Below are 19923 nucleotides of genomic sequence, written 5' to 3'. Positions count from 1 at the left end.
GCCCCCGTTTTTTTTCACCTGCCCGGAGGGTGCCCGCATGACCGTCACGCAATATCTCGCCGACTGGCGCCCCTATCCGTTCCAGATTGCCGAGACCCGGCTGGAATTCGATCTCGCCCCCCGCGCGACGCGGGTGCGTTCGCAGATCGACTTCCGCCGCAAGCATGCGGGCGATCTGGTGCTGGACGGCGCCGGGCTGAAGACGCTGGCCCTTGCCATCGACGGCCGCCCGCTTGACCCGCAGCGGGCCGAAGCCGGGCGGCTGGTGATCCCCGCCGCCGAACTGCCCGACGCCTTCACCTTCTCGGCCGAGGTCGAGATCGACCCCGAGGCCAATACCGCGCTGGAAGGGCTCTACCTTTCGGGCGGCATGTTCTGCACGCAATGCGAAGCCGAGGGCTTCCGCCACATCACCTGGTATCCCGACCGCCCGGACGTGATGGCACCCTTCCGCGTCACCGTCCGTTCCGACAAGCCGGTGCTCTTGTCGAACGGCAACCCGGTCTCCAGCGCGCCGGGCCAGGCGGTCTGGCACGATCCCTGGCCGAAGCCCGCCTATCTGTTCGCGCTGGTCGCGGGCGATCTGGTGGCGATTTCGGACAGCTTCACCACGATGGCGGGCCGCGCGGTGGCGCTGAACGTCTGGGTGCGGCCCGGCGACCAGGACCGCGCCGGCTATGCGATGGAATCGCTGATCCGCTCGATGAAATGGGACGAGGAGGCCTATGGCCGCGAATACGATCTCGACGTGTTCAACATCGTCGCCGTTGACGATTTCAACATGGGCGCGATGGAGAACAAGGGGCTGAACATCTTCAACTCCAAGCTGGTGCTGGCCAGCGCCGAAACCGCGACCGACGGCGATTACGAGCGCATCGAAGGCGTGATCGGCCATGAGTATTTCCACAACTGGACCGGCAACCGCATCACCTGCCGCGACTGGTTCCAGCTTTGTCTGAAGGAAGGGCTGACGGTGTTCCGCGACCAGCAGTTCACCAGCGACATGCGCTCGGCGGCGGTCAAGCGCATCCATGACGTGCAGACCCTGCGCGCGCGGCAGTTCCGCGAGGATGCCGGACCGCTTGCGCATCCGCCGCGGCCGGACAATTACCAGGAGATCAACAACTTCTATACCGCCACGGTCTATGAAAAGGGTGCCGAGGTCATCGGCATGCTCAAGCGGCTGGTCGGTGACGACGGCTATCGCCGGGCGCTCGACCTGTATTTCGACCGCCATGATGGCCAGGCCTGCACCATCGAGGACTGGATCAAGGTCTTCGAGGACGCGACCGGCCGCGACCTGACCCAATTCAAGCGCTGGTATACCGATGCCGGCACCCCCCGGCTGACATTGGCCGAGGACTGGCGCGACGGCCGGCTGACCCTGACCTTCCGCCAGGAAACCGCGCCCACCCCCGGCCAGCCGGAAAAGCCGCCGCGGGTGATCCCCATCGCGCTTGGCCTGATCGGCCCCAATGGCGACGAGGTGCTACCGACCACGGTGCTGGAGATGACCGAGGCCGAGCAGAGCTTCCGCTTCGACGGGCTGGGCGCCCGGCCGGTGGTCTCGCTGTTGCGCGGCTTCTCGGCCCCGGTGAGCGTCGCGCGCGAGATCGCCGCGGACGAACAGGCACTGCTGCTGGCGCATGACACCGACGCTTACGCGCGCTGGCAGGCCGGCCACGACCTGGCGCTGGACGGGCTGATCGCCCGCGCCACCGGAGCCGAGGGCGGGGCGGCGTTCAGCCGCGCCATCGGCGGGTTGCTCGACGATGCCGAGACCGGCCCGGCCTTCGCCGCGCTGTGCCTGGCGCTGCCGGGCGAGGAAGAGATCGCCACCACCATCGCCGCGCGCGGCGGCATTCCCGACCCCGACGCCATTCATGCCGGGCGCGAGACGCTGGCCCGCGACATCGCCCGGGCGCATGAGCCGGCGCTGGCGCGGCTTTACGAGGTGATGCAGACCCCCGGCCCCTACCGGCCCGATGCCGAGGGCGCGGCGCGGCGCAGCCTGCGGCTGGCCTGCCTGGGCCTTCTGTCGCGCCTCGACGACGGCACGCGGGCCGAGGCGCTGTTCGGCGCCGCCTCGAACATGACCGAGCGGCAGGGCGCGCTGGAATGCCTGATCGCCGCCGGCCGGGACGAGGCGGCGCTGGCCGGTTTTGCCCGGGAATTTTCCGGCAACCGTCTGGTCATGGACAAGTGGTTCATGGTCCAGGCGCTGCGCGCCGCGCCCGAACGCGCCGTGGCCCGCGCCCGCGAACTGGCCGGCCGGCCGGATTTCGACTGGATGAATCCCAACCGCTTCCGGGCCCTGATCGGCGGGTTGACCGCCAACCACGCCGCCTTCCACGCCGCCGACGGCTCGGGTTATGCCTTCACCGTGGACTGGCTGATGCGGCTCGATCCGGTGAACCCGCAGACCACGGCGCGCATGTGTTCGGCCTTCGAGACCTGGACGCGCTACGATGCCGGCCGCCAGGCCCGGGCCCGCGCCGCGCTCGGCCGCCTGGCGGCCATGAAGGGCCTGTCGCGCAACAGCGCCGAGATGGTTACGCGCATCCTTGCCGGTGGCGTCTGACCATGGCCGAACCACTCTTGCGGGCACCCGGCGGGCACGGCAATACTGGCCGCATGGATGCCCGCAAGGACATGACCCAACGCCTTGATCCGCTGATTGCCGAGCGGGCGCCGTGGCTTTTTTCCGGTCGACGGCACCACGCGCTGGCGCGCCAGGCGCTGATGTGGCTGTTGCGCTATCCGCGCACGCTGGACCTGGCAGCCGAATACCGCGACCTGCCGACCGACGAGATCATGCGCCGCCTGGCGGCGCTGATCCTGCGCGACCTGCAGGTCGAGGGGCTCGAGCATATCCCGGCCACCGGCCCGGCGCTGATCGTCTCGAACCACCCGACCGGCATCGCCGACGGCATCGTGCTGAACGCGGTGATCGCAGCGGTGCGCGACGACCTGTTCGTCTATGCCAATCACGACATCCTGCGCATCCTGCCGCAATTCGACAGCCTGATTGCGCCGGTGGAATGGCGGGTCGAAAAGCGCAGCCACGCCAAGACCCGCGCCACCATGGATTACACGCGCGAGGCGTTGGGCCGCGGGCGGATCGGGCTGATCTTCCCCTCGGGCCGGCTGGCCAAGCGCCAGGGCCTGACGCTGCACGAACGGCCCTGGATGGCCAGCGCCGCGATGATCGCGAAGAAATTCGACGCGCCGGTCATCCCGCTGCGCATCCGGGCCCGAAACTCGGCGCTGTTCTACCTGCTCGACGCCATCCACCCGACCCTGCGAGACGTGACGCTGTTCAACGAGGTGCTGAACAAGGCGGGCCAACCCTTCCGCGTCACGATCGGCGCGCCGATCCAGCCCGCCACCCTGCCCGGCCGCAGCGAGGACGGCATCGCACAGCTGCGCGATGCCGTTCTGGCCCTGCCGGCGCCGGGCCGGAATGCCGCGCGCATGTCGCAGATCCGCGGCCTGTTCCAGCGCCGCCACGCGCTCGCCAAGCCGCACCCGATCGAGTGAAGGGCTGCGGCGGTCCACCCCCGAAGGGTTGCATGGGTATTTGAGAAACGGTGAATGGCAGGGGCGCCGCACCGCTTTCACCGTTTCTCAAATACCCATGCGGCCTTGACGCGAAGCCCCCGGGGAAGCTGTCACACCACCATGTCGTCGCGATGGACCAGCGCGGCGCGGCCGGGATAGCCGAGGATGCCCTCGATCTCGTCGCTGCGATGGCCGGCGATGGCGCGCGCCTCGGTCGAGGAATAGCGCACGAGGCCGCAGGCCAGCCGCGCGCCCGCGCCGTCCTGCACCACCACCGGATCGCCGCGGCCGAAGCGGCCCGAGATCGCGGTCACGCCGGCGGGCAGCAGCGATTTGCCTTGTCCCAGCGCCCGCGCCGCGCCGGCATCGACGGTGATTTCGCCCTTGGGTTTCATGGCCACAATCCAGCGCTTGCGCGCCGCCTGCGGGTCGGTATCGGGCAGGAACCAGGTCGCCCGGGCGCCGTTCTTCACGGCGGAAAGCGGGTTCAGCACCGAACCCTCGGCAATCGCCATGGCGCAGCCGCCCGCCACCGCCGTGCGGGCCGCCAGCAGCTTGGTCTTCATGCCGCCCTTGCTGACGCCCGAGATCGGATCGCCGCCCATGGCCTCGATCTGGGGGGTGATCTGTTCGACCACCGGCAGGTGGCGTGCCGAGGGGTCGGTCTTGGGATTGGCGGTGTAGAGCCCGTCCACGTCGGAAAGCAGCAGCAGCTGGTCGGCGCCACAGGTCACCGCGATCTGCGCCGCCAGCCGGTCATTGTCGCCGAAACGGATCTCGTCGGTGGCCACCGTGTCATTCTCGTTCACGATCGGCACCACGCCGAGACCCAGCAGCGTCTGCATGGTGGCGCGGCTGTTCAGGTAGCGGCGCCGGTCGGTGGTGTCATCCAGCGTCACCAGCAGCTGCGCGGTCTTGACGCCATGCGGCGCCAGCGCCTCCTCATAGGCGCGGGCCAGCCTGATCTGGCCGACGGCGGCGGCGGCCTGCGACTGCTCGACCCGCAGGGGGCCGGCGGGCAGGCCCAGCACCTGCCGCCCGAGCGCGATGGCGCCCGAGGAGACCAGCACCACATCCGTGCCCCGCGCCCGCGCCTGGGCCACGTCGTCGCAGAGCCCGCGCAGCCATTCGGCACGCAGCCCGGCGCCGTCCACCAGAAGCGCCGAGCCGATCTTGACCACCAGCCGCTGCGCGCGGCCGAGTTCAGGCGTCACGGCTGCCACGGCTTGTCTTCCCGATCCTCGGCCGGCTTGCGCGAGGGCGCGATGCGCGACCAGAGCGCGCGCAGCACCTCGGTCACGCCTTCGCGCGAGACGCCGGACATCAAGAGCACCGGGCCGCCGATCTCGGCCTCGAGCGCCGCCTGGCGCTCGGCCAGCGTCTCGGGGTCGAGCGCGTCGATCTTGTTCAGCGCCGTCACCCGCGGCTTGTCCGCCAGCGCCGGGGAATAGGCTTCCAGCTCGGTCAGGATGGTGCGGGCGTCCTGCGCCACGTCCTCGGCGGTGCCGTCGACCAGGTGCAAGAGCACGCGCGAGCGTTCGACATGGCCCAGGAACTGGTCGCCGAGTCCCCTGCCCTCGGACGCGCCCTCGATCAGGCCGGGAATGTCGGCCATGACGAATTCATGCCCGTCCACACCCACCACGCCCAGATTCGGGTGCAGCGTGGTGAAGGGATAGTCGGCGATCTTGGGCCGGGCGTTCGAGACCGCAGACAGGAAGGTGGATTTCCCGGCATTGGGCAGGCCGACCAGCCCGGCATCGGCGATCAGCTTCAGCCGCAGCCACAGCGTGCGCTCGACCCCCGGCTGGCCGGGATTGGCGTGGCGCGGCGCGCGGTTGGTCGAGGATTTGAAATGCAGGTTGCCGAAGCCGCCATTGCCGCCCCTGGCCAGCAGCACCCGCTGTCCGGGCGCGGTCAGATCGGCGATCGCGGTTTCCTGATCCTCCTCGAGGATCTCGGTGCCGACCGGGACGCGCAGCACGATGTCGTCGCCCGAGGCGCCGGTGCGCTGTGCGCCCATGCCGTGGCCGCCGGACCTGGCGAAGAAATGCTGTTGGAAGCGGAAGTCGATCAGCGTGTTCAGCCCATCCACCGCCTCGGCCCAGACATCGCCGCCGCGACCGCCATCACCGCCGTCCGGCCCGCCATATTCGATGAATTTCTCGCGGCGGAAGGACACGCAGCCTGCGCCCCCGCCGCCCGAGCGGACATAGACCTTGGCGAGATCGAGAAATTTCACGGGGCGGCATCCTTGCGGCGGAAATGAGGCAGGGGTGGGATACGCGCTTGGGCCATTCGGTTCAAGGGCACGCTGCCGGGACGGCGTGACTTTCCCTCGTGCCTCTGGCTAGATGGGCCGGCGACGAACCAGTGGAGACGCCATGCCGGTCCTGACCTATGCCACGCTTTTCACCGCCATCACCCTGGAGGTTGTCGGCACCACCTTCCTGCAACGCAGCGAACAGTTCACCCGGCTGGTGCCGACGCTGCTGATGGGGCTGTGCTACGCGGCTTCGTTCTATTTCCTGTCGCTGGCGCTCAGGGCCATGCCGCTGGGCATCGCCTATGCGATCTGGAGCGGGCTGGGGATCGTGCTGGTGTCGCTGATCGGGCTGTTCGTCTTCGGCCAGAGACTGGATTTCGCGGCCGTGGTCGGGCTGACCATGATCGTCGCGGGTGTCATCATCGTGAACCTGTTCTCGGGCAGCGTGACGCATTGAGCCCGATACGCCCTTAACATTCCGGCAATCGCGGTTAGATAATGTCGAAATGGAGGGCCGCGATGATCCGCTTCGACAATAGCTATGCCCGACTGCCGGAAGGTTTCTTCACCCGCACCCGACCGACGCCGGTGCGCGACCCGAAGCTGGTGGCGCTGAACCGGCCGCTGGCCGAGCGGCTGGGCCTGGATGCCGACTGGCTCGCCAGCCCCCAGGGCGTGGCGATGCTGGCCGGCAACGCCCTGCCCGAGGGGGCCGAGCCCATCGCCCAGGCCTATGCCGGCCACCAGTTCGGCGGCTTCGTGCCGCAGCTGGGCGACGGGCGCGCGGTGCTGCTGGGCGAGGTGGTGGCGCCGGACGGCACGCGTTTCGACATCCAGCTGAAGGGCGCCGGGCCGACGCCCTTCTCGCGCCGGGGCGACGGCCGGGCCTGGCTGGGACCGGTGCTGCGCGAATACCTGGTCAGCGAGTTCATGGCGGCCTTCGGCATCCCGACCACGCGGGCGCTGGCCGCCGTCACCACCGGCGAGACGGTGATCCGCGAGACGCTGCTGCCCGGCGCGGTGCTGACCCGCGTCGCCGCCAGCCATATCCGCGTCGGCACCTTCGAGTTCTACGCCGCCCGCGGCGACCGCGAGCGGCTGCAGCTGCTGACCGATCACGTCATCGCCCGGCACTATCCCGATGCCTCGGGGCCCGGAGAGCTGCTGCAGCGCGTGGTCGAGCGGCAGGCGGCGACCATCGCCGGCTGGATGGCACTCGGCTTCATCCATGGGGTGATGAACACCGACAACATGTCGATCTCGGGCGAGACCATCGACTATGGCCCCTGCGCCTTCATGGACGGCTACCGGCCCGACAAGGTGTTCAGCTCGATCGACGCCCACGGCCGCTATGCCTGGAACGAGCAGCCGAACATCGCCGTCTGGAACCTGGCGCAATTCGCCAGCTGCCTGGTGCCGCTGATGGGCAATGACGACGCGGCGGTGGCCGAGGCGACGCGCATCGTCCACAGCTTCCCGAACCTGTATCAGGCCGAATGGCTGAAACGCTTCGCCGCCAAGCTGGGCATTGCCGCGCCGCGCCCCGAGGACCGGGCGCTGATCGAGCGGCTGCTGACGCTGATGGCGGCCGAGGAGGCGGATTTCACCCGCACCTTCGCCGGGCTGGCGGATGGCAGCGCCCGCGGCGCATTCGCCGCGCCCGAGCAGTTCGACGCCTGGGCCGAGGGCTGGCAGGCGCGCATCCGCGACCTGCCCGATGCCGCGCAGGTCATGGCGCGCGCCAATCCGCGCCGCATTCCGCGCAACCACCGCATCGAGGAAGCCATCGCCGCCGGGCGCGAGGGCGATTACGCGCCCTTCCACGCGCTCGACGCGGCGCTGCGCGCGCCTTTCGAGGACCGGTCGGATTGGCAGCCCTATGCGCTGGCCCCCGCGCCAGACGAAATCGTCCGCCGCACCTTCTGCGGCACCTGAGCGGCAGCGAAAGGCCCCATGTCGAAAAACCCCGACCAACTGAGACTGGCCAGCTACAACCTGCACAAGTGCCGCGGCATGACCGGCCCGCATGCACCCGAACGCAATCTCTCCGTCATCGCCGAGCTGGGCGCCGACGTGATCGCCCTGCAAGAGGTCGATTTCCGCTTCGGCGCCCGACCCGAGGCGCTGCCGCGCAAGCTGATCGAAAAGACCACCGGCATGGTGCCCGCGCCGTTCGTCGGCACCGGCGAGAATTCGCTGGGCTGGCACGGCCAGACCATCCTGTTGCGGCCGGAACTGCGCGACAAGGCCGAGATCCGCCGCCTGCCGCTGCCGGGGATCGAGCCGCGCGGCGCGCTGGTGCTGCGCCTGCCCGGCCTGACGGTGGTGGCGGTGCATCTGGGGCTGATCCGCTCGTCGCGCCGCGCGCAGCTGTCGCGCATCATCGCCCAAGCCCGGCGCATCGGCCACGACCGGCTGGCGCTGACCGGCGATTTCAACGAATGGCACGATTCGCGCGGGCTCGAGGCGCTGGAGGCGCTGCGCGTCGTCACCCCCGGCCCAAGCTGGCCCGCCCCCTTCCCGCGCCTGCGCTACGACCGCTTCGCCGTCTCGCGCAGCATCGAGGTGCTGGGTTGCGGCGTCCTCGACAACGACACCGCACGGCAGGCCTCGGACCATCTGCCGGTCTGGGCCGACCTGGCGGTCGATGCGCATGAGGAGGTGCCCTGCGGCTATCATCCGGCGCGCATCACCTCGCGCATTCCCGGCCAGGACGGGGTGGCCGGGGCAGAATGACGCTTTCCCGTCCGGCCCCCGTCGGCTAAACAGCGGCCAACACTCGTCAGGAAGAGGGACGCAGACATGACGGCCATCATCGACATTTTCGCGCGCGAGATTCTGGACAGCCGGGGCAATCCGACGGTCGAGGTCGATGTGACGCTGGAAGACGGCACCATGGGCCGGGCGGCGGTGCCCTCGGGCGCCTCGACCGGCGCGCATGAGGCGGTCGAGAAACGCGACGGCGACAAGGCGCGCTACCTGGGCAAGGGCGTGCTGGAAGCCGTCGCCGCCGTCAACGGCGAGATCGCCGAGAACCTGATCGGCGAGGACGCGACCGAACAGGTCGCCATCGACCGCATGATGATCGAGCTGGACGGCACCCCGAACAAGGGCCGGCTGGGCGCCAATGCCATCCTCGGCGTGTCGCTGGCGGTGGCCAAGGCCGCGGCCGAGGCCTGCTCGCAGCCGCTCTACCGCTATGTCGGCGGCGCCGGCGCCCGCGTGCTGCCGGTGCCGATGATGAACATCATCAACGGCGGCGAACATGCCGACAACCCGATCGACATCCAGGAATTCATGATCATGCCGGTGGCGGCGGAGAACATCCGCGAAGCCGTGCGCATGGGTTCGGAAGTATTCCACACGCTGAAGAAGGAACTCTCCGCCGCGGGCCTCGCCACCGGCGTCGGCGACGAGGGCGGCTTCGCGCCGAATCTCAGCTCGACCCGCGACGCGCTGGACTTCATCCTCAGGGCCATCGAGAAGGCCGGCTACCAGCCCGGCGACGACATCATGCTGGCGCTGGACTGCGCCTCGACCGAGTATTTCAAGGGCGGCAAATACGAGATGGCCGGCGAGGGCAAGTCGCTGAGCCCGGCCGAGAACGTCGCCTACCTGGAAGCGCTCTGCAACGACTACCCGATCCTGTCGATCGAGGACGGCTGCGCCGAGGACGACTGGGACGGCTGGAAACTGCTGACCGACACGCTGGGCGACCGGGTGCAGCTGGTGGGCGACGACCTCTTCGTGACCAACCCGGCCCGTCTGGCCGAGGGCATCGCCCGGGGCTGCGGCAACTCGCTCTTGGTCAAGGTGAACCAGATCGGCACCCTGACCGAGACGCTGGACGCGGTGCGCATGGCCGACCGGGCGCGCTATACCTCGGTGATGTCGCACCGCTCGGGCGAGACCGAGGACGCGACCATCGCCGATCTGGCCGTGGCGACCAATTGCGGCCAGATCAAGACCGGCTCGCTGGCGCGCTCGGACCGGCTGGCGAAATACAACCAGCTGATCCGCATCGAGGAAATGCTGGGCGCCACCGCCGAGTATGCCGGGCGGTCGATCCTGCGCGGCTGACTTCCGCGCCACCCGAATGACGCAGGGCGGCCCGGGGGGCCGCCCTTTTCATCTCCACCAGCGCTGCGTCAGCGCGAAACCGCCAAGCGCCAGGCGGCGGCGGAATTCCGAGGGCGCAACGCCGGCCAGCGCCTCGATCCCCCGCGGCGCCGCCTGCAAAACCGCCCGGATGCCGGCGCCCGGAAACAGCGCCGGCGCCAGCCGGCGCGGCATATGGCGGCGCTGCGCCTTGGCCTCGGCCAGCCGCGCGCCGGCCTGGTCAGCGATCCGCCCCAACGCCTCGGCCGACGGATCCCAAAGACCGAGCCCGAGCCCCTGCAGCGCCGGCAGCGCGGCCAGCCAATGCGCAAGCCCCACCCCCTCGGCCTGGGCGGCGATGACGCGCGCCGCGCCCGTGTTTCTCCGTTTGGAAAATACCCCGCGGGGGTCCGGGGGCGCGAAGCCCCCGGCGGTGCCCGCCAGGGCCTCGGCGGCAAACACGGTCAGCGGCACCGCCGTGTCCCGCACATAGGCAGCGACGGCATCCGGCCCGTCCAGCGGCTCGCGCGCCGCATCCCGGCGCCGCGCTTCCGCCAGCACGGCGAAAGCGGCGGCGCGCGGCCCCCAGGCCTCGGCCAGCGGCGTCAGCAACTCATGCGCTTGCGGCTTGCCGGCGCCGATATCCTCCAGCCGTTCGATCCACCATTGCAGGCGCATCTCGGCGATCAGCGGCTCGGCCGAGGCCAGCGGCGCCCGCGCCAGCTCAAGGTTCAGCGCATAAAGCGTCATGAGCTTCGGCCGGGCCCCGGCCGGCGCCAGCAGGCAGATGCCGAAACGGTCGGGATCATGCGCTCGCAGCGCCTCGGCGCAATCCTGCAGGCTCATGCCGGGGCCACCCGGTCGCGGATCAGCTTCCAGCGGATCGCGTCGACCAGCGCCTCGAAACTGGCATCGACGATATTGGGCGACACGCCGACCGTGGACCAGCGATGGCCCTGGCCGTCGGCGCTGTCGATGATGACCCGGGTCGCCGCCTCGGTGCCACCGCCGGTGATGCGGACGCGGAAATCCACCAGATGCATGTCGTCGATGGCCGCCTGATAGGGGCCCAGATCCTTGGCCAGCGCCCGCCACAGCGCGTTGACCGGGCCGCGGTCCTGACCCAGCTCGTCCATGCTTTCGCTGACCGAGAGCATGCGCTCGCCGCCGATCTGCACCACCACCACCGCCTCGGAAACCGAGATGCGTTTCCCCAGCGCGTTCCGGCGCCGCTCGACGGTGACACGGTAGCGCTCGACCGAGAAGTAATGCTGCATCCGACCCAGTTCGGCCAGCGCCAGCAGCTCGAAACTGGCTTGGGCGCCATCATAGGCATAGCCGGCATCCTCGCGCGCCTTGACCAGGTCGAGGATCCGCGCCAGCGCCGGATCGTCGCGGCCGACCTCGATCCCCGCCTCGCCCAGCCGGGCGCGCAGGTTCGATTGCCCGGCCTGGTTGGACATCGGGATGATGCGCTCGTTGCCCACCGTCGCCGGCTCGACATGTTCGTAGGTGGCGGGATTCTTCAGGATGGCGCTGGCATGCAGCCCGGCCTTGTGGGCAAAGGCGGATGTGCCGACATAGGGCGCGGCACGGCTGGGCGCGCGGTTCAGGATCTCGTCCAGCCGGCGCGAGATGCGGGTCAGCCCGGCCAGCCCCTCGGCCGAGACGCCGGTCTGCAGCACCGAACGATAGGGCGCCTTCAGCAACAGGGTGGGGATGATGCTGGTCAGGCTGGCATTGCCGCAACGCTCGCCCAGACCGTTCAGCGTGCCCTGCACCTGCCGCGCCCCGGCATCGACGGCGGCCAAGGTGCAGGCCACCGCATTGCCGGTGTCGTCATGGCAATGGATGCCCAGCCGCTCGCCCGGGATGCCACCGGCGATCACGGCGCGGGTCACCTGCCCCACCCGCTCGGGCAGGGTGCCGCCATTGGTGTCGCAAAGCACCAGCCAGCGCGCGCCCGCCTCCAGCGCCGCGCGCAGGCAGGCCAGCGCGTAATCGGGATCCTCGGCATGGCCGTCGAAGAAATGCTCGGCATCGAACAGCGCCTCGCGGCCCAAGCCGACCAGATGCGCGACCGAGGCGCGGATATTGTCGAGATTCTCCGCCAGCGAGATCCCCAGCGCCTCGCGGACATGGAAGGGATGCGTCTTGCCGACCAGGCAGACGGCGCGGGTGCCGGCATTCGTCACCGCCGCCAGCACGTCGTCGTTATCGGCCGAGCGGCCCGCGCGCTTGGTCATGCCAAAGGCGGTCATGGTGGCGCGGGTCGCGGGCGCCTGGGCGAAGAAATCGCTGTCGGTCGGATTGGCGCCGGGCCAGCCGCCCTCGATGTAATCCACGCCCAACTGGTCCAGCATCTGCGCGATCTCGGCCTTCTCGGCGGCGGAAAACTGCACGCCCTGGGTCTGCTGCCCGTCGCGGAGCGTGGTGTCGTAAAGGTAAAGGCGCTGGCGCGTCATCGGGGCGGCCCCTTCGGCTGGCTGATATGCGGTTATTCGGGCAGTTTCGCCGCGTCGAAATCCGGGCCGGGCAGAAGTTCGACCCCGGCCGGCCCCATGCGGACCTCGACCCCGGCGGAAACCAGGCATTGCTTGAGCGCATCGACGGCCGAGAAATCCTTGCGGGCCTTGGCCTCGGCCCGCAGCGCGTTCATGCGCTCGGCCCAAGGCGACAGGTCCGGGCCTGCGGCGATCCAGCCGCCCAGATCGTCGGTCAGCAGCCCCAGCATCCGGGCGCCGGCGAGCAGGCCGGGCGCATCGCCCTGCCCCGCCATCTCGTGCAGCGCCGCGATCGCCCCCGCGGTATTCAGGTCGTCGGCAAGCGCGGCCAGCACGGTGGGGGCCGGGCTTGGCGCGGGTTCGATGCCCGCGACAAGGCCGTGCCACTTGCGCAGCACCGCCTCGGCCTCGCGCGCCTTCTCGGTCGTCCAGTCCATCGGCTTGCGGTAATGCGTGGACAGCAGCACGAAGCGGATCACCTCGCCCGGGATGCCCTGATCCAGAAGATCGCGCACGGTGAAGAAATTGCCGAGCGACTTGGACATCTTCCGGCCTTCGACCTGCAGCATCTCGTTATGCAGCCAGATATTGGCGAAGCGCCCGTGCGGATGGGCGCAGCAGCTTTGCGCGATCTCGTTCTCGTGATGCGGGAATTGCAGGTCGATGCCGCCGGCATGGATGTCGAAGCTCTCGCCCAGAAGCTCGTAGGACATGGCCGAGCATTCGATATGCCAGCCCGGACGGCCGTGGCCCCAGGGGCTGTCCCAGCCGGGCAGCTCGTCGTCGGACGGCTTCCACAGCACGAAATCCATCGGGTCTTCCTTGAAGGGCGCCACCTCGACGCGGGCGCCGGCGATCATGTCATCGACGGAGCGGCCCGAGAGCTTGCCGTAATCGGCATAGCTGCGCACCCGGAACAGCACATGGCCGTCACGCGCATAGGCATGCCCGCCGGCGATCAGGGTCTCGATCATGGCGATCATCTCGGCGATATAGTCGGTGGCGCGCGGCTCATGATCGGGGCGCAGCGCCCCCAGCGCATCCATGTCGGCATGATACCAGCCGATGGTCTCATGCGTGCGCTCGCGGATCAGTTCCTCCAGCGAACCGGCGGCGCCGGCCTGCTTGCGGGCCAGGGCGGCGGCGTTGATCTTGTCATCCACGTCGGTGAAGTTGCGCACATAGGTGACGCGCTCCGCGCCGTGAAGATGGTGCAGCAGGCGCACCAGCACGTCGATCACCACCACCGGCCGGGCATTGCCCATATGCGCGCGGTCATAGACCGTCGGCCCGCACAGGTACAGCCGCAGGTTCTGCGGGTCGATGGGTCGGAAAACCTCTTTCCGCCGCGTCCTGGTATTCGTCAGCCTGATCTCGACCATGACTTCCCCTTTGCGGGCGTCAACTGGTCACCGTGAACCGCCCGCCTGAAATTTCAGCCGGTAATGATGCAGCGGATGGTGGCGGTTCTTGCCTTCATGCGCTCGCCATAACGCATTGTCTTGCCTATGCCAAGAGAGGCTGCAAAACTCGGGCCATGAGCCGCGAACTGGTCAACGAGATCTGCGCCGCGCAGCCCGGGGCCGAGTGGTCGGATCCCTGGGGCGGCGGCCATGATTGCTGGAAGATCGGCGGCAAGACCTTCGCGGTGACCGGCACGGCGGGCACGCATGTCTCGGTCAAGACCGACAGCGCCGAGACGGCCGAGTTCCTGTTCGAGACCGGCGTGGCCGAGCGCGCCGCCTATCTGCATCGCAGTTGGGTCGCCCTGCCGCTCGATTCGGCGCCCGACGAGCTGGCGCATCGCATCCGCCATTCCTATCGCCTGGTGCGCGGCAAGCTGCCCAGGAAGGTTCAGGCGGCGCTGCCGCCGCTCTGACGAAAATGGCCGGCCCCGGAAGGGCCGGCCAGCGGCAGGGGTCCGAGCGACTGGACCCCTGCCGTTCCCGTCAGATCCGGCTCAGGCCGGAACCTGCGAGGCGAGCTGCTGCAGCAGCGCGTCCATCTGCTTGCAAAGCGCGTCCTCGCTGGTGTTCTTCTCTTTCGCGGCATCGGCCAGGGTGCGCTCGACGCCCATGGCGGAAACCGTGCCTTCCTTGCCCTTCGCCTCGGCCGCATCGCCCTTGGCGGTGTCGCCGGCCGGGATCATCGCCAGCAGCTTGGTCTGGGTCTCGACCGCCTTGCCGTCGATATAGCCCTTTTCCTGGCAATAGCTCAGGACGCCCAGCTGGTTGCGCGCGCTTTCATAGGCGGCGCCGCTGTCCTGCGCGGCGGGGGCCGCGGCAGGGGCGGCCGCCGGTGCCTGGGCGGTGGCCGCGGGCGCACCCTCGGCCGGCGCCGCCGTCTCGGGGGCGGCGGCTTCCTGTGCGATGGCGCCGGCGCTCAGGCCGGCCACCGTCAGCGCGGACAGGATGGCGGTGCGGAATTTCGCGGAACGTGCGATCATGTCGATCTCCGTCTGTTGCATTGTGCGGGGACTGTGGCACGAGCGCCGCCGGGCCGCAAATCGGCTCGGCGGAATGTCGCGGCGGGTTTCGCGCCGATCAGCGGAAAAGCACCAGAGAGCCCGGGGACCAGCTCACATTCGCGCGGGTGCCGACATCCTGGACCTCGCGGCCGAAGACGTTGCGCATGGCGATGCGGACCGGGCGGGCCTTGCCGTCGAAACCGGCCGAGCCGTCCAGCCGCACGTCGTAATAGGTCATGTCGCCGTAATAGACGACCTCGTCCACCACGCCCTCGGCCACCCGGTTGCTGCCCTGCGCGCCGGGCGCCACCAGCGACACCGCCTCGGGCCGGAAGCCGACCGAAGGGCCGTCGTCGCCCGGATCGGCGCGGCTGACATTGGCCATGGGAATATCGACCCGGCCCAGGCCCGGCGCCTCGATCTGCACGGCGTCGCCCATCTCGCCCAGCACCCGGGCCGGCAGGAAGTTCATCACGCCGATGAAATTCGCCACCCGGCGGCTGGTCGGGCGGGCATAAAGCGCCTCGGGCCCGTCCATCTGGGCGATCTGGCCCTCGAACATCACCGCGATGCGGTCCGACATGACCAGCGCCTCCTCCTGGTCATGGGTGACCAGCACGAAGGTGATGCCGACCTGGCGCTGCAGCTTGATCAGCTCGACCTGCATCTGCTCGCGCATCTTGCGGTCCAGCGCCGAAAGCGGTTCGTCGAGCAGCAGCACCTTGGGCTTCAGGATCAGCGCCCGCGCCAGCGCCACCCGCTGGCGCTGGCCGCCCGACAGCGCATGGCTGGCGCGGTTGCCATAGCCTTTCAGGCCCACCATCTCCAGCGCCTCCTCGACCGCCGCGGCCTTCTCGGCGCGCGAGCGCGGGTCGCGGCGCAACCCGAAGCCGACATTCTCGGCCACGCTCAGATGCGGGAAGATGGCATAGGACTGGAACACCATGTTCGTCGGCCGCCGGTTCGCCGGCACGTCCTGCATGTCCTGCCCGTCGATCAGCACCGCGCCCGAGGAAATGTCCTCGAACCCGGCGATGGTGCGCAAGAGCGTGGTCTTGCCGCAGCCCGACGGCCCCAGCAGCGAAAAGAACTCGCCCGCCCGGATGCTCAGGTCGATGCCGCGCAGGGCGTGATAGTCGCCGTAATGCTTCTGCACCGCACGGATCTCGATCATCGGCTTCGCGCCGGCCATGGCGGCGCGATGGGCGGCGGTGCTTTTCGGGCCCGGGTTTTGGGTCGTCACAGGAAACCTCCGGTATCCTTGGCGCCGGTTTTCGCGATGCCGCGGCGGCGGAAATATTCGGCGATGGTCAGAAGCAGGATCGACAGGACCACCAGCACCGTCCCCAGCGCCATGATCATCGGGATCTGCTTGGGAAAGCGCAACTGGCTGAAGATATAGGTGGGCAGCGTCGGCTCGTTCCCGGCCAGGAAGAAGGCGATGATGAACTCGTCCAGACTGATGGTGAAGCTCATCAGCAGGGACGAGATGATGCCCGGCATGACCAGCGGCAGGATCACCAGCCGGAAGGCGCTCCAGCGGGTCTCGCCCAGGTCATAGGCCGCTTCTTCCAGCGAGCGGTCGAGCGAGTTGAAGGCGGTGGACAGGATCACCGTGGCATAGGGCATGCAGATCAGCGTATGGCCGACGATCACCGTCAGCACGCTGAGCGTGACCCCCAACGACAGGAGCACCACCAGAAGCGAGATCGAGACGATGATCTCGGGCAGCACCAGCGGCAGCATGATCAGCCCCATGATCGGGCCCTTGCCGGGAAATTCAAAGCGGGTCGAAGCGCGGGCGGCGAAAATGCCCAGGCAGGTGGCCAGGATCGAGGCGCTGACGGCGATGGTCAGCGAATTGGTCAGCGCCCGGCGCAGCGAGGCGTTGCCCCACATCTGCGCGAACCATTCGGTGGTGAACTCCTTCAGCGGGAAGGCGATAATGGTGCCCGAATTGAAGGCGAAGACCGGCAGAAGCAGGATCGGCGCGTAAAGGAACAGCAGATAGATGACCGCATAGACGCGAAGCCCGCCGCCCTTCATTGCCGCACCTTCAGGAAACGCCGGTTCATGGCGACGAAGATCAGGCTGAGCAGCGCGACGATCAGCATGGCGGTGACCGCCAAGGCCGAGCCCATCGGCCGGTTGTCCTGGTCGAGCATCTGGCTTTGGATCATGTTGGCGATCATCGGGATCTTGCCGCCGCCGATCAGCGCCGGGGTGACATAATCGCCGATGGTCGGGATGAAGACGATCAGCGCCGCCGCCACCACCCCGGGCATGGCCAGCGGCAGGGTGACGCGCCAGAAGGTCATCGCCCGGCTTTCGCCGAGGTCGCGCCCGGCTTCCAGAAGCGAGCGGTCGATCTTTTCCAGCGCGATGAAGATCGGCAGGATGGCGAAGGGCGCATAGGCATGGGCCAGCGTGATGACCATCGAGTTCACGTTATAAAGGATGAAGGTCAGCGGCTGCTCGATGATGCCCAGCGATTTCAGCCCCGAATTGATGACGCCGTTATAGCCCAGGATCACCTTCCACAGGAACACCCGGATCAGGTAGCTGGTCCAGAACGGAATGGTGATTAGGAACAGCCACATGGACTTCTTGCGCGGATCGACCGCAAAGGACAGGAAATAGGCCACCGGAAAGGCCAGCACCACCGTCACCAGCGTCACCAGCGCGGCGACCCCCAGCGAACGCAGCATGATCTTGTGAAAGATCGGATCGGACCAGACGGCGCGGTAATTCTCCAGCGTGAATTCGCGGATCACCGTCAGGTAGCCGTCCTTGAAGAAAGAATAGGCCAGGATGGTCAGCAGCGGCGCGGCCAGGATCAGCACCGCATAGGCCAGAGGCGGTGCAATCAGGGTCAGCCCCTGAGCCGCTTGCGATCGGTTGCCTGCCGCCATCCCTTGCCCTTGCCGTCTGAATCCGCCCGGTTTCCGCCCCGGTCAAGGCCGCAGGTTTCCACATCCGGCGCGCAAGGGAAAGGGCTTTCCTGCGCCCCGCCGCGCCGGTTCAGCCGGGCTGGAACCGCGCCGCCACCTCGCGCCGATGCGGGCTGGCGCGGTGCTCGACCAGATAGATGCCCTGCCAGGTGCCCAGCTCCATGCGGCCGGCAAAGACCGGGATCGACAGGCTGACCGGCAGCACCGCCGCCTTGAGATGCGCCGGCATGTCGTCCGGTCCCTCGGCGCGGTGGGTCAGATAGCGCATCGACGGATGATCGGCCGGCGGCGCGATCCGGTCGAGCCAGTTGAGCAGGTCGCGCTGCACGTCCGGATCGGCATTCTCCTGGATCAGCAGCGAGCAGGAGGTATGGCGCACGAACAGCGTCAGCACCCCGTCGCCGGCGCCGATGGCGCGCAGCCAGCCCGCGACCTCATGGCTGAAATCGTGGCAGGCCGGGCCGCGAGTCGGGATCACGAAACGGGTGGCGCTCATTCCGCCGCCTCGCCCGGTGCTTCCAGCGACTCGAAGCCGTCATGATCCAGCGCCAGCCGCTTCTGGGTGCGCGCGCCCAGTTCGCGCAGCATCTCGGCCTGGCGGATCACGTTGCCGGGGCCGCGGGTCAGCCGGTCCATGGCGGTGGCGTGGCTTTTCTGCGCCCGGTCCAGCGCCGTCCCGACTTCCTCGACGGCGCCGACGAAACCGTGCAGCTTGTCGTAAAGCTGGCCGGCACGGGCGGCGATGGCCATGGCGTTCGATTCGCGCCGCTCGACCGTCCAGATGTGATCGACGGTGCGCAGGGTCAGCATCAGGGTGGTCGGCGTCGCCAGCCCCACCCGGTTCTCCATCGCGTGCCGCGCCAGATCGGGATCGACGCGCAGCGCCTCGGAGAAGGCGCCCTCGACGGGGATGAACATCAGCACGTAATCGACCGAACCCTCGTCCAGCGCCTGGTAACCCTTGGCGGCCAGTCCGGCGACATGGGCGCGGACCGAGGCGACATGCCGGCGCAGCGCCGCGTCGCGGGTCGCCATGTCCTCGGCATTCACCGCCTCCTCATAGGCGTTCAGCGAGACCTTGCTGTCGATCACCAGAAGTTTCTTCTGCGGCATCTTCACGATCACGTCGGGCCGCCACAGCTTGCCGTCACCGTCGCGATGGCTGGCCTGCGTCTCGTAATGCGTGCCGGCGATCAGGCCGGAATCCTCCAGGATGCGTTCCAGGATCATCTCGCCCCAGGCGCCGCGCTTCTGGCTGTCGCCCTTCAGCGCCCGGGTCAGCGCCACCGCCTCGCGCGAGATGTCCTCGGAGCGCTTGTGCAGGTATTCGATCTGCTCGCGCAGCCGCGCACGTTCCTCGTCGGTGGTCTTGTTGCGGGCCTGCAGCTCGGTCTGGAAGCGATGCACCTGGTCGCGGAACGGGGTCAGCAGCGCCGAAAGCTGCTCGCCATGCGCCTTTTGCATCTCGCTGCCCTGGGATTTCAGCGTCTCGTTGGCCAGCAGCCGGAACTGGCCGCTCATCTCCTCGCGCAGCTCGCGCAGGGTGGCGATGTCGCGCTCGGCCGCCTCGCGGTCCTTCTGCGCCGCCAGCCGGGTCTCGGCCAGCTCGCGTTCCAGACGCGAGACCAGCTGGCGCTCGCGGTGCAGCGCATCCGCCAGGCCGTCGCGCTCCTCGACCAGTTCCTGAAGCCGCGCGCCGAGGGTCTCGTTGCGGGTTTCCAGCCGGCTCGCCGCCAGAAGCTGGGCGCGCAACTGCTCCGATTCGGCGGCAAGGCGGGCCTGCCATCCGGACTCGCGTTCCGCAGCGCCCGCGACGGCCGCCTCTGCCGAACGCCGCGTTCGGTGCAGGGCAACAAGGCACATGACCAGCACGGCCAGCACCGCGACCAGGATGATCTGAAGATTAGCCGAATCCGCCAGCCATGCCTGGATTTTTGCTGCTTCCCAGCCGGGCATTTCCGCCTCTCCGCTTTGTGCCTGCATTTTCGTGGCGCCGACTGTTCACCTTTTTCCCCCACAATGCAAGGGACGGCGCCCCTTTCATCCTGGTGGTCGCCACCCTAGCTTGCATCCGCA

At 68.7% G+C, this 19923-nt stretch carries 18 protein-coding genes; 7 read left to right on the top strand and 11 right to left on the bottom strand.

Features of this window, described 5'->3' with window-relative positions; genetic code table 11:
• Positions 1–37: 37 nt before the first annotated feature.
• Positions 38–2581, top strand: a complete 2544-nt coding sequence (pepN, locus tag NBE95_RS16050) for an aminopeptidase N (RefSeq protein WP_289895242.1) — start codon at positions 38–40, stop codon at positions 2579–2581.
• A gap of 53 nt (positions 2582–2634) precedes the next feature.
• Positions 2635–3540, top strand: coding sequence for a 1-acyl-sn-glycerol-3-phosphate acyltransferase (locus NBE95_RS16045; protein ID WP_289895948.1), 906 nt, complete (start codon positions 2635–2637; stop codon positions 3538–3540).
• Between the two features lie 131 nt (positions 3541–3671).
• Here the strand turns inward: NBE95_RS16045 and proB are convergent, their stop codons facing one another.
• Together proB and obgE are read right to left on the bottom strand one after the other, a co-directional pair.
• Entirely contained in the window at positions 3672–4784 is a 1113-nt protein-coding gene (gene proB / locus NBE95_RS16040) for a glutamate 5-kinase (RefSeq protein WP_289895241.1), read from the bottom strand.
• The gene (gene obgE, locus NBE95_RS16035) at positions 4772–5803 is read right to left on the bottom strand and encodes a GTPase ObgE (RefSeq protein WP_289895240.1); all 1032 of its coding nucleotides are present in this window, start codon (positions 5801–5803) and stop codon (positions 4772–4774) included. Before obgE ends, proB begins: the two co-directional genes overlap by 13 nt.
• 142 nt (positions 5804–5945) lie before the next feature.
• Between obgE and NBE95_RS16030 the strand changes: the two genes are divergently transcribed.
• The 4 genes from NBE95_RS16030 to eno all read left to right on the top strand — a co-directional run bounded on the left by NBE95_RS16030 (position 5946) and on the right by eno (position 9907).
• Positions 5946–6284 (top strand): SMR family transporter, encoded by a 339-nt coding sequence (locus NBE95_RS16030; RefSeq protein WP_019352067.1) that lies wholly within the window; start codon positions 5946–5948, stop codon positions 6282–6284.
• A 62-nt stretch (positions 6285–6346) separates the two neighbouring features.
• Positions 6347–7762, top strand: a complete 1416-nt coding sequence (locus tag NBE95_RS16025; RefSeq protein ID WP_289895239.1) for a protein adenylyltransferase SelO — start codon at positions 6347–6349, stop codon at positions 7760–7762.
• 18 nt (positions 7763–7780) lie between these two features.
• Positions 7781–8563, top strand: a complete 783-nt coding sequence (locus NBE95_RS16020; protein WP_289895238.1) for an endonuclease/exonuclease/phosphatase family protein — start codon at positions 7781–7783, stop codon at positions 8561–8563.
• A gap of 66 nt (positions 8564–8629) precedes the next feature.
• The gene (gene eno / locus NBE95_RS16015) at positions 8630–9907 is read left to right on the top strand and encodes a phosphopyruvate hydratase (protein ID WP_289895237.1); all 1278 of its coding nucleotides are present in this window, start codon (positions 8630–8632) and stop codon (positions 9905–9907) included.
• A 48-nt stretch (positions 9908–9955) separates the two neighbouring features.
• On the opposite strand, the gene NBE95_RS16010 is transcribed toward eno, so the two are convergent.
• From NBE95_RS16010 to cysS, 3 genes are read right to left on the bottom strand one after another with little or no spacing between them, the layout of a single operon-like run.
• Positions 9956–10771 carry a squalene/phytoene synthase family protein gene (locus NBE95_RS16010; RefSeq protein ID WP_289895236.1) on the bottom strand — a complete coding sequence of 272 codons (816 nt, stop codon included), beginning with the start codon at positions 10769–10771 and terminating at the stop codon, positions 9956–9958.
• Positions 10768–12390: a citramalate synthase gene (cimA, locus tag NBE95_RS16005; RefSeq protein WP_289895235.1), complete on the bottom strand. Its 1623-nt coding sequence runs from the start codon at positions 12388–12390 to the stop codon at positions 10768–10770. The genes NBE95_RS16010 and cimA overlap by 4 nt, the downstream gene beginning before the upstream one ends.
• Positions 12391–12422: 32 nt before the next feature.
• On the bottom strand, positions 12423–13811 hold the full coding sequence (cysS, locus tag NBE95_RS16000; RefSeq protein WP_289895234.1) for a cysteine--tRNA ligase: 1389 nt from the start codon (positions 13809–13811) through the stop codon (positions 12423–12425).
• Positions 13812–13966: 155 nt separating this feature from the next.
• Here cysS and NBE95_RS15995 point away from each other — a divergent pair, with 155 nt between their 5' ends.
• Positions 13967–14308 (top strand): MmcQ/YjbR family DNA-binding protein, encoded by a 342-nt coding sequence (locus tag NBE95_RS15995; protein WP_289895233.1) that lies wholly within the window; start codon positions 13967–13969, stop codon positions 14306–14308.
• 81 nt (positions 14309–14389) lie between these two features.
• On the opposite strand, the gene NBE95_RS15990 is transcribed toward NBE95_RS15995, so the two are convergent.
• The 6 genes from NBE95_RS15990 to rmuC form a co-directional block, all read right to left on the bottom strand.
• Positions 14390–14875: a pore-forming ESAT-6 family protein gene (locus NBE95_RS15990; RefSeq protein WP_289895232.1), complete on the bottom strand. Its 486-nt coding sequence runs from the start codon at positions 14873–14875 to the stop codon at positions 14390–14392.
• A gap of 97 nt (positions 14876–14972) precedes the next feature.
• Complete coding sequence (locus tag NBE95_RS15985) at positions 14973–16070, bottom strand: ABC transporter ATP-binding protein (protein WP_289895947.1); 1098 nt, start codon at positions 16068–16070, stop codon at positions 14973–14975.
• A 65-nt stretch (positions 16071–16135) separates the two neighbouring features.
• Positions 16136–16942, bottom strand: a complete 807-nt coding sequence (locus tag NBE95_RS15980) for an ABC transporter permease (RefSeq protein ID WP_289895231.1) — start codon at positions 16940–16942, stop codon at positions 16136–16138.
• The gene (locus NBE95_RS15975; protein ID WP_019351361.1) at positions 16939–17808 is read right to left on the bottom strand and encodes an ABC transporter permease; all 870 of its coding nucleotides are present in this window, start codon (positions 17806–17808) and stop codon (positions 16939–16941) included. The genes NBE95_RS15980 and NBE95_RS15975 overlap by 4 nt, the downstream gene beginning before the upstream one ends.
• A gap of 109 nt (positions 17809–17917) precedes the next feature.
• Positions 17918–18343 (bottom strand): secondary thiamine-phosphate synthase enzyme YjbQ, encoded by a 426-nt coding sequence (locus NBE95_RS15970; RefSeq protein ID WP_289895230.1) that lies wholly within the window; start codon positions 18341–18343, stop codon positions 17918–17920.
• On the bottom strand, positions 18340–19803 hold the full coding sequence (gene rmuC, locus NBE95_RS15965) for a DNA recombination protein RmuC (RefSeq protein WP_289895228.1): 1464 nt from the start codon (positions 19801–19803) through the stop codon (positions 18340–18342). Before rmuC ends, NBE95_RS15970 begins: the two co-directional genes overlap by 4 nt.
• Between the last annotated feature and the right edge of the window lie 120 nt (positions 19804–19923).

The sequence above is a fragment of the Paracoccus sp. TOH genome, assembly GCF_030388245.1.
GTDB classification, from domain to species: domain Bacteria; phylum Pseudomonadota; class Alphaproteobacteria; order Rhodobacterales; family Rhodobacteraceae; genus Paracoccus; species Paracoccus simplex.
Note: the sequence above shows the minus strand (reverse complement) of the source record. Positions and strands in the feature narration are given on the sequence as shown.

Excerpts from the sequence above, each read along its gene's own strand:
- NBE95_RS16030 (WP_019352067.1), top strand. The coding sequence starts at position 5,946 with ATGCCGGTCCTGACCTATGCCACGCTTTTCACCGCCATCACCCTGGAG.
- NBE95_RS15995 (WP_289895233.1), top strand. The coding sequence starts at position 13,967 with ATGAGCCGCGAACTGGTCAACGAGATCTGCGCCGCGCAGCCCGGGGCC.
- eno (WP_289895237.1), top strand. The coding sequence starts at position 8,630 with ATGACGGCCATCATCGACATTTTCGCGCGCGAGATTCTGGACAGCCGG.
- NBE95_RS16010 (WP_289895236.1), bottom strand. The coding sequence starts at position 10,771 with ATGAGCCTGCAGGATTGCGCCGAGGCGCTGCGAGCGCATGATCCCGAC.
- NBE95_RS16025 (WP_289895239.1), top strand. The coding sequence starts at position 6,347 with ATGATCCGCTTCGACAATAGCTATGCCCGACTGCCGGAAGGTTTCTTC.
- NBE95_RS15975 (WP_019351361.1), bottom strand. The coding sequence starts at position 17,808 with ATGGCGGCAGGCAACCGATCGCAAGCGGCTCAGGGGCTGACCCTGATT.
- NBE95_RS16045 (WP_289895948.1), top strand. The coding sequence starts at position 2,635 with ATGGATGCCCGCAAGGACATGACCCAACGCCTTGATCCGCTGATTGCC.
- NBE95_RS15970 (WP_289895230.1), bottom strand. The coding sequence starts at position 18,343 with ATGAGCGCCACCCGTTTCGTGATCCCGACTCGCGGCCCGGCCTGCCAC.
- cimA (WP_289895235.1), bottom strand. The coding sequence starts at position 12,390 with ATGACGCGCCAGCGCCTTTACCTTTACGACACCACGCTCCGCGACGGG.
- cysS (WP_289895234.1), bottom strand. The coding sequence starts at position 13,811 with ATGGTCGAGATCAGGCTGACGAATACCAGGACGCGGCGGAAAGAGGTT.
- rmuC (WP_289895228.1), bottom strand. The coding sequence starts at position 19,803 with ATGCCCGGCTGGGAAGCAGCAAAAATCCAGGCATGGCTGGCGGATTCG.
- NBE95_RS16020 (WP_289895238.1), top strand. The coding sequence starts at position 7,781 with ATGTCGAAAAACCCCGACCAACTGAGACTGGCCAGCTACAACCTGCAC.
- NBE95_RS15985 (WP_289895947.1), bottom strand. The coding sequence starts at position 16,070 with ATGATCGAGATCCGTGCGGTGCAGAAGCATTACGGCGACTATCACGCC.
- pepN (WP_289895242.1), top strand. The coding sequence starts at position 38 with ATGACCGTCACGCAATATCTCGCCGACTGGCGCCCCTATCCGTTCCAG.
- NBE95_RS15990 (WP_289895232.1), bottom strand. The coding sequence starts at position 14,875 with ATGATCGCACGTTCCGCGAAATTCCGCACCGCCATCCTGTCCGCGCTG.
- NBE95_RS15980 (WP_289895231.1), bottom strand. The coding sequence starts at position 16,942 with ATGAAGGGCGGCGGGCTTCGCGTCTATGCGGTCATCTATCTGCTGTTC.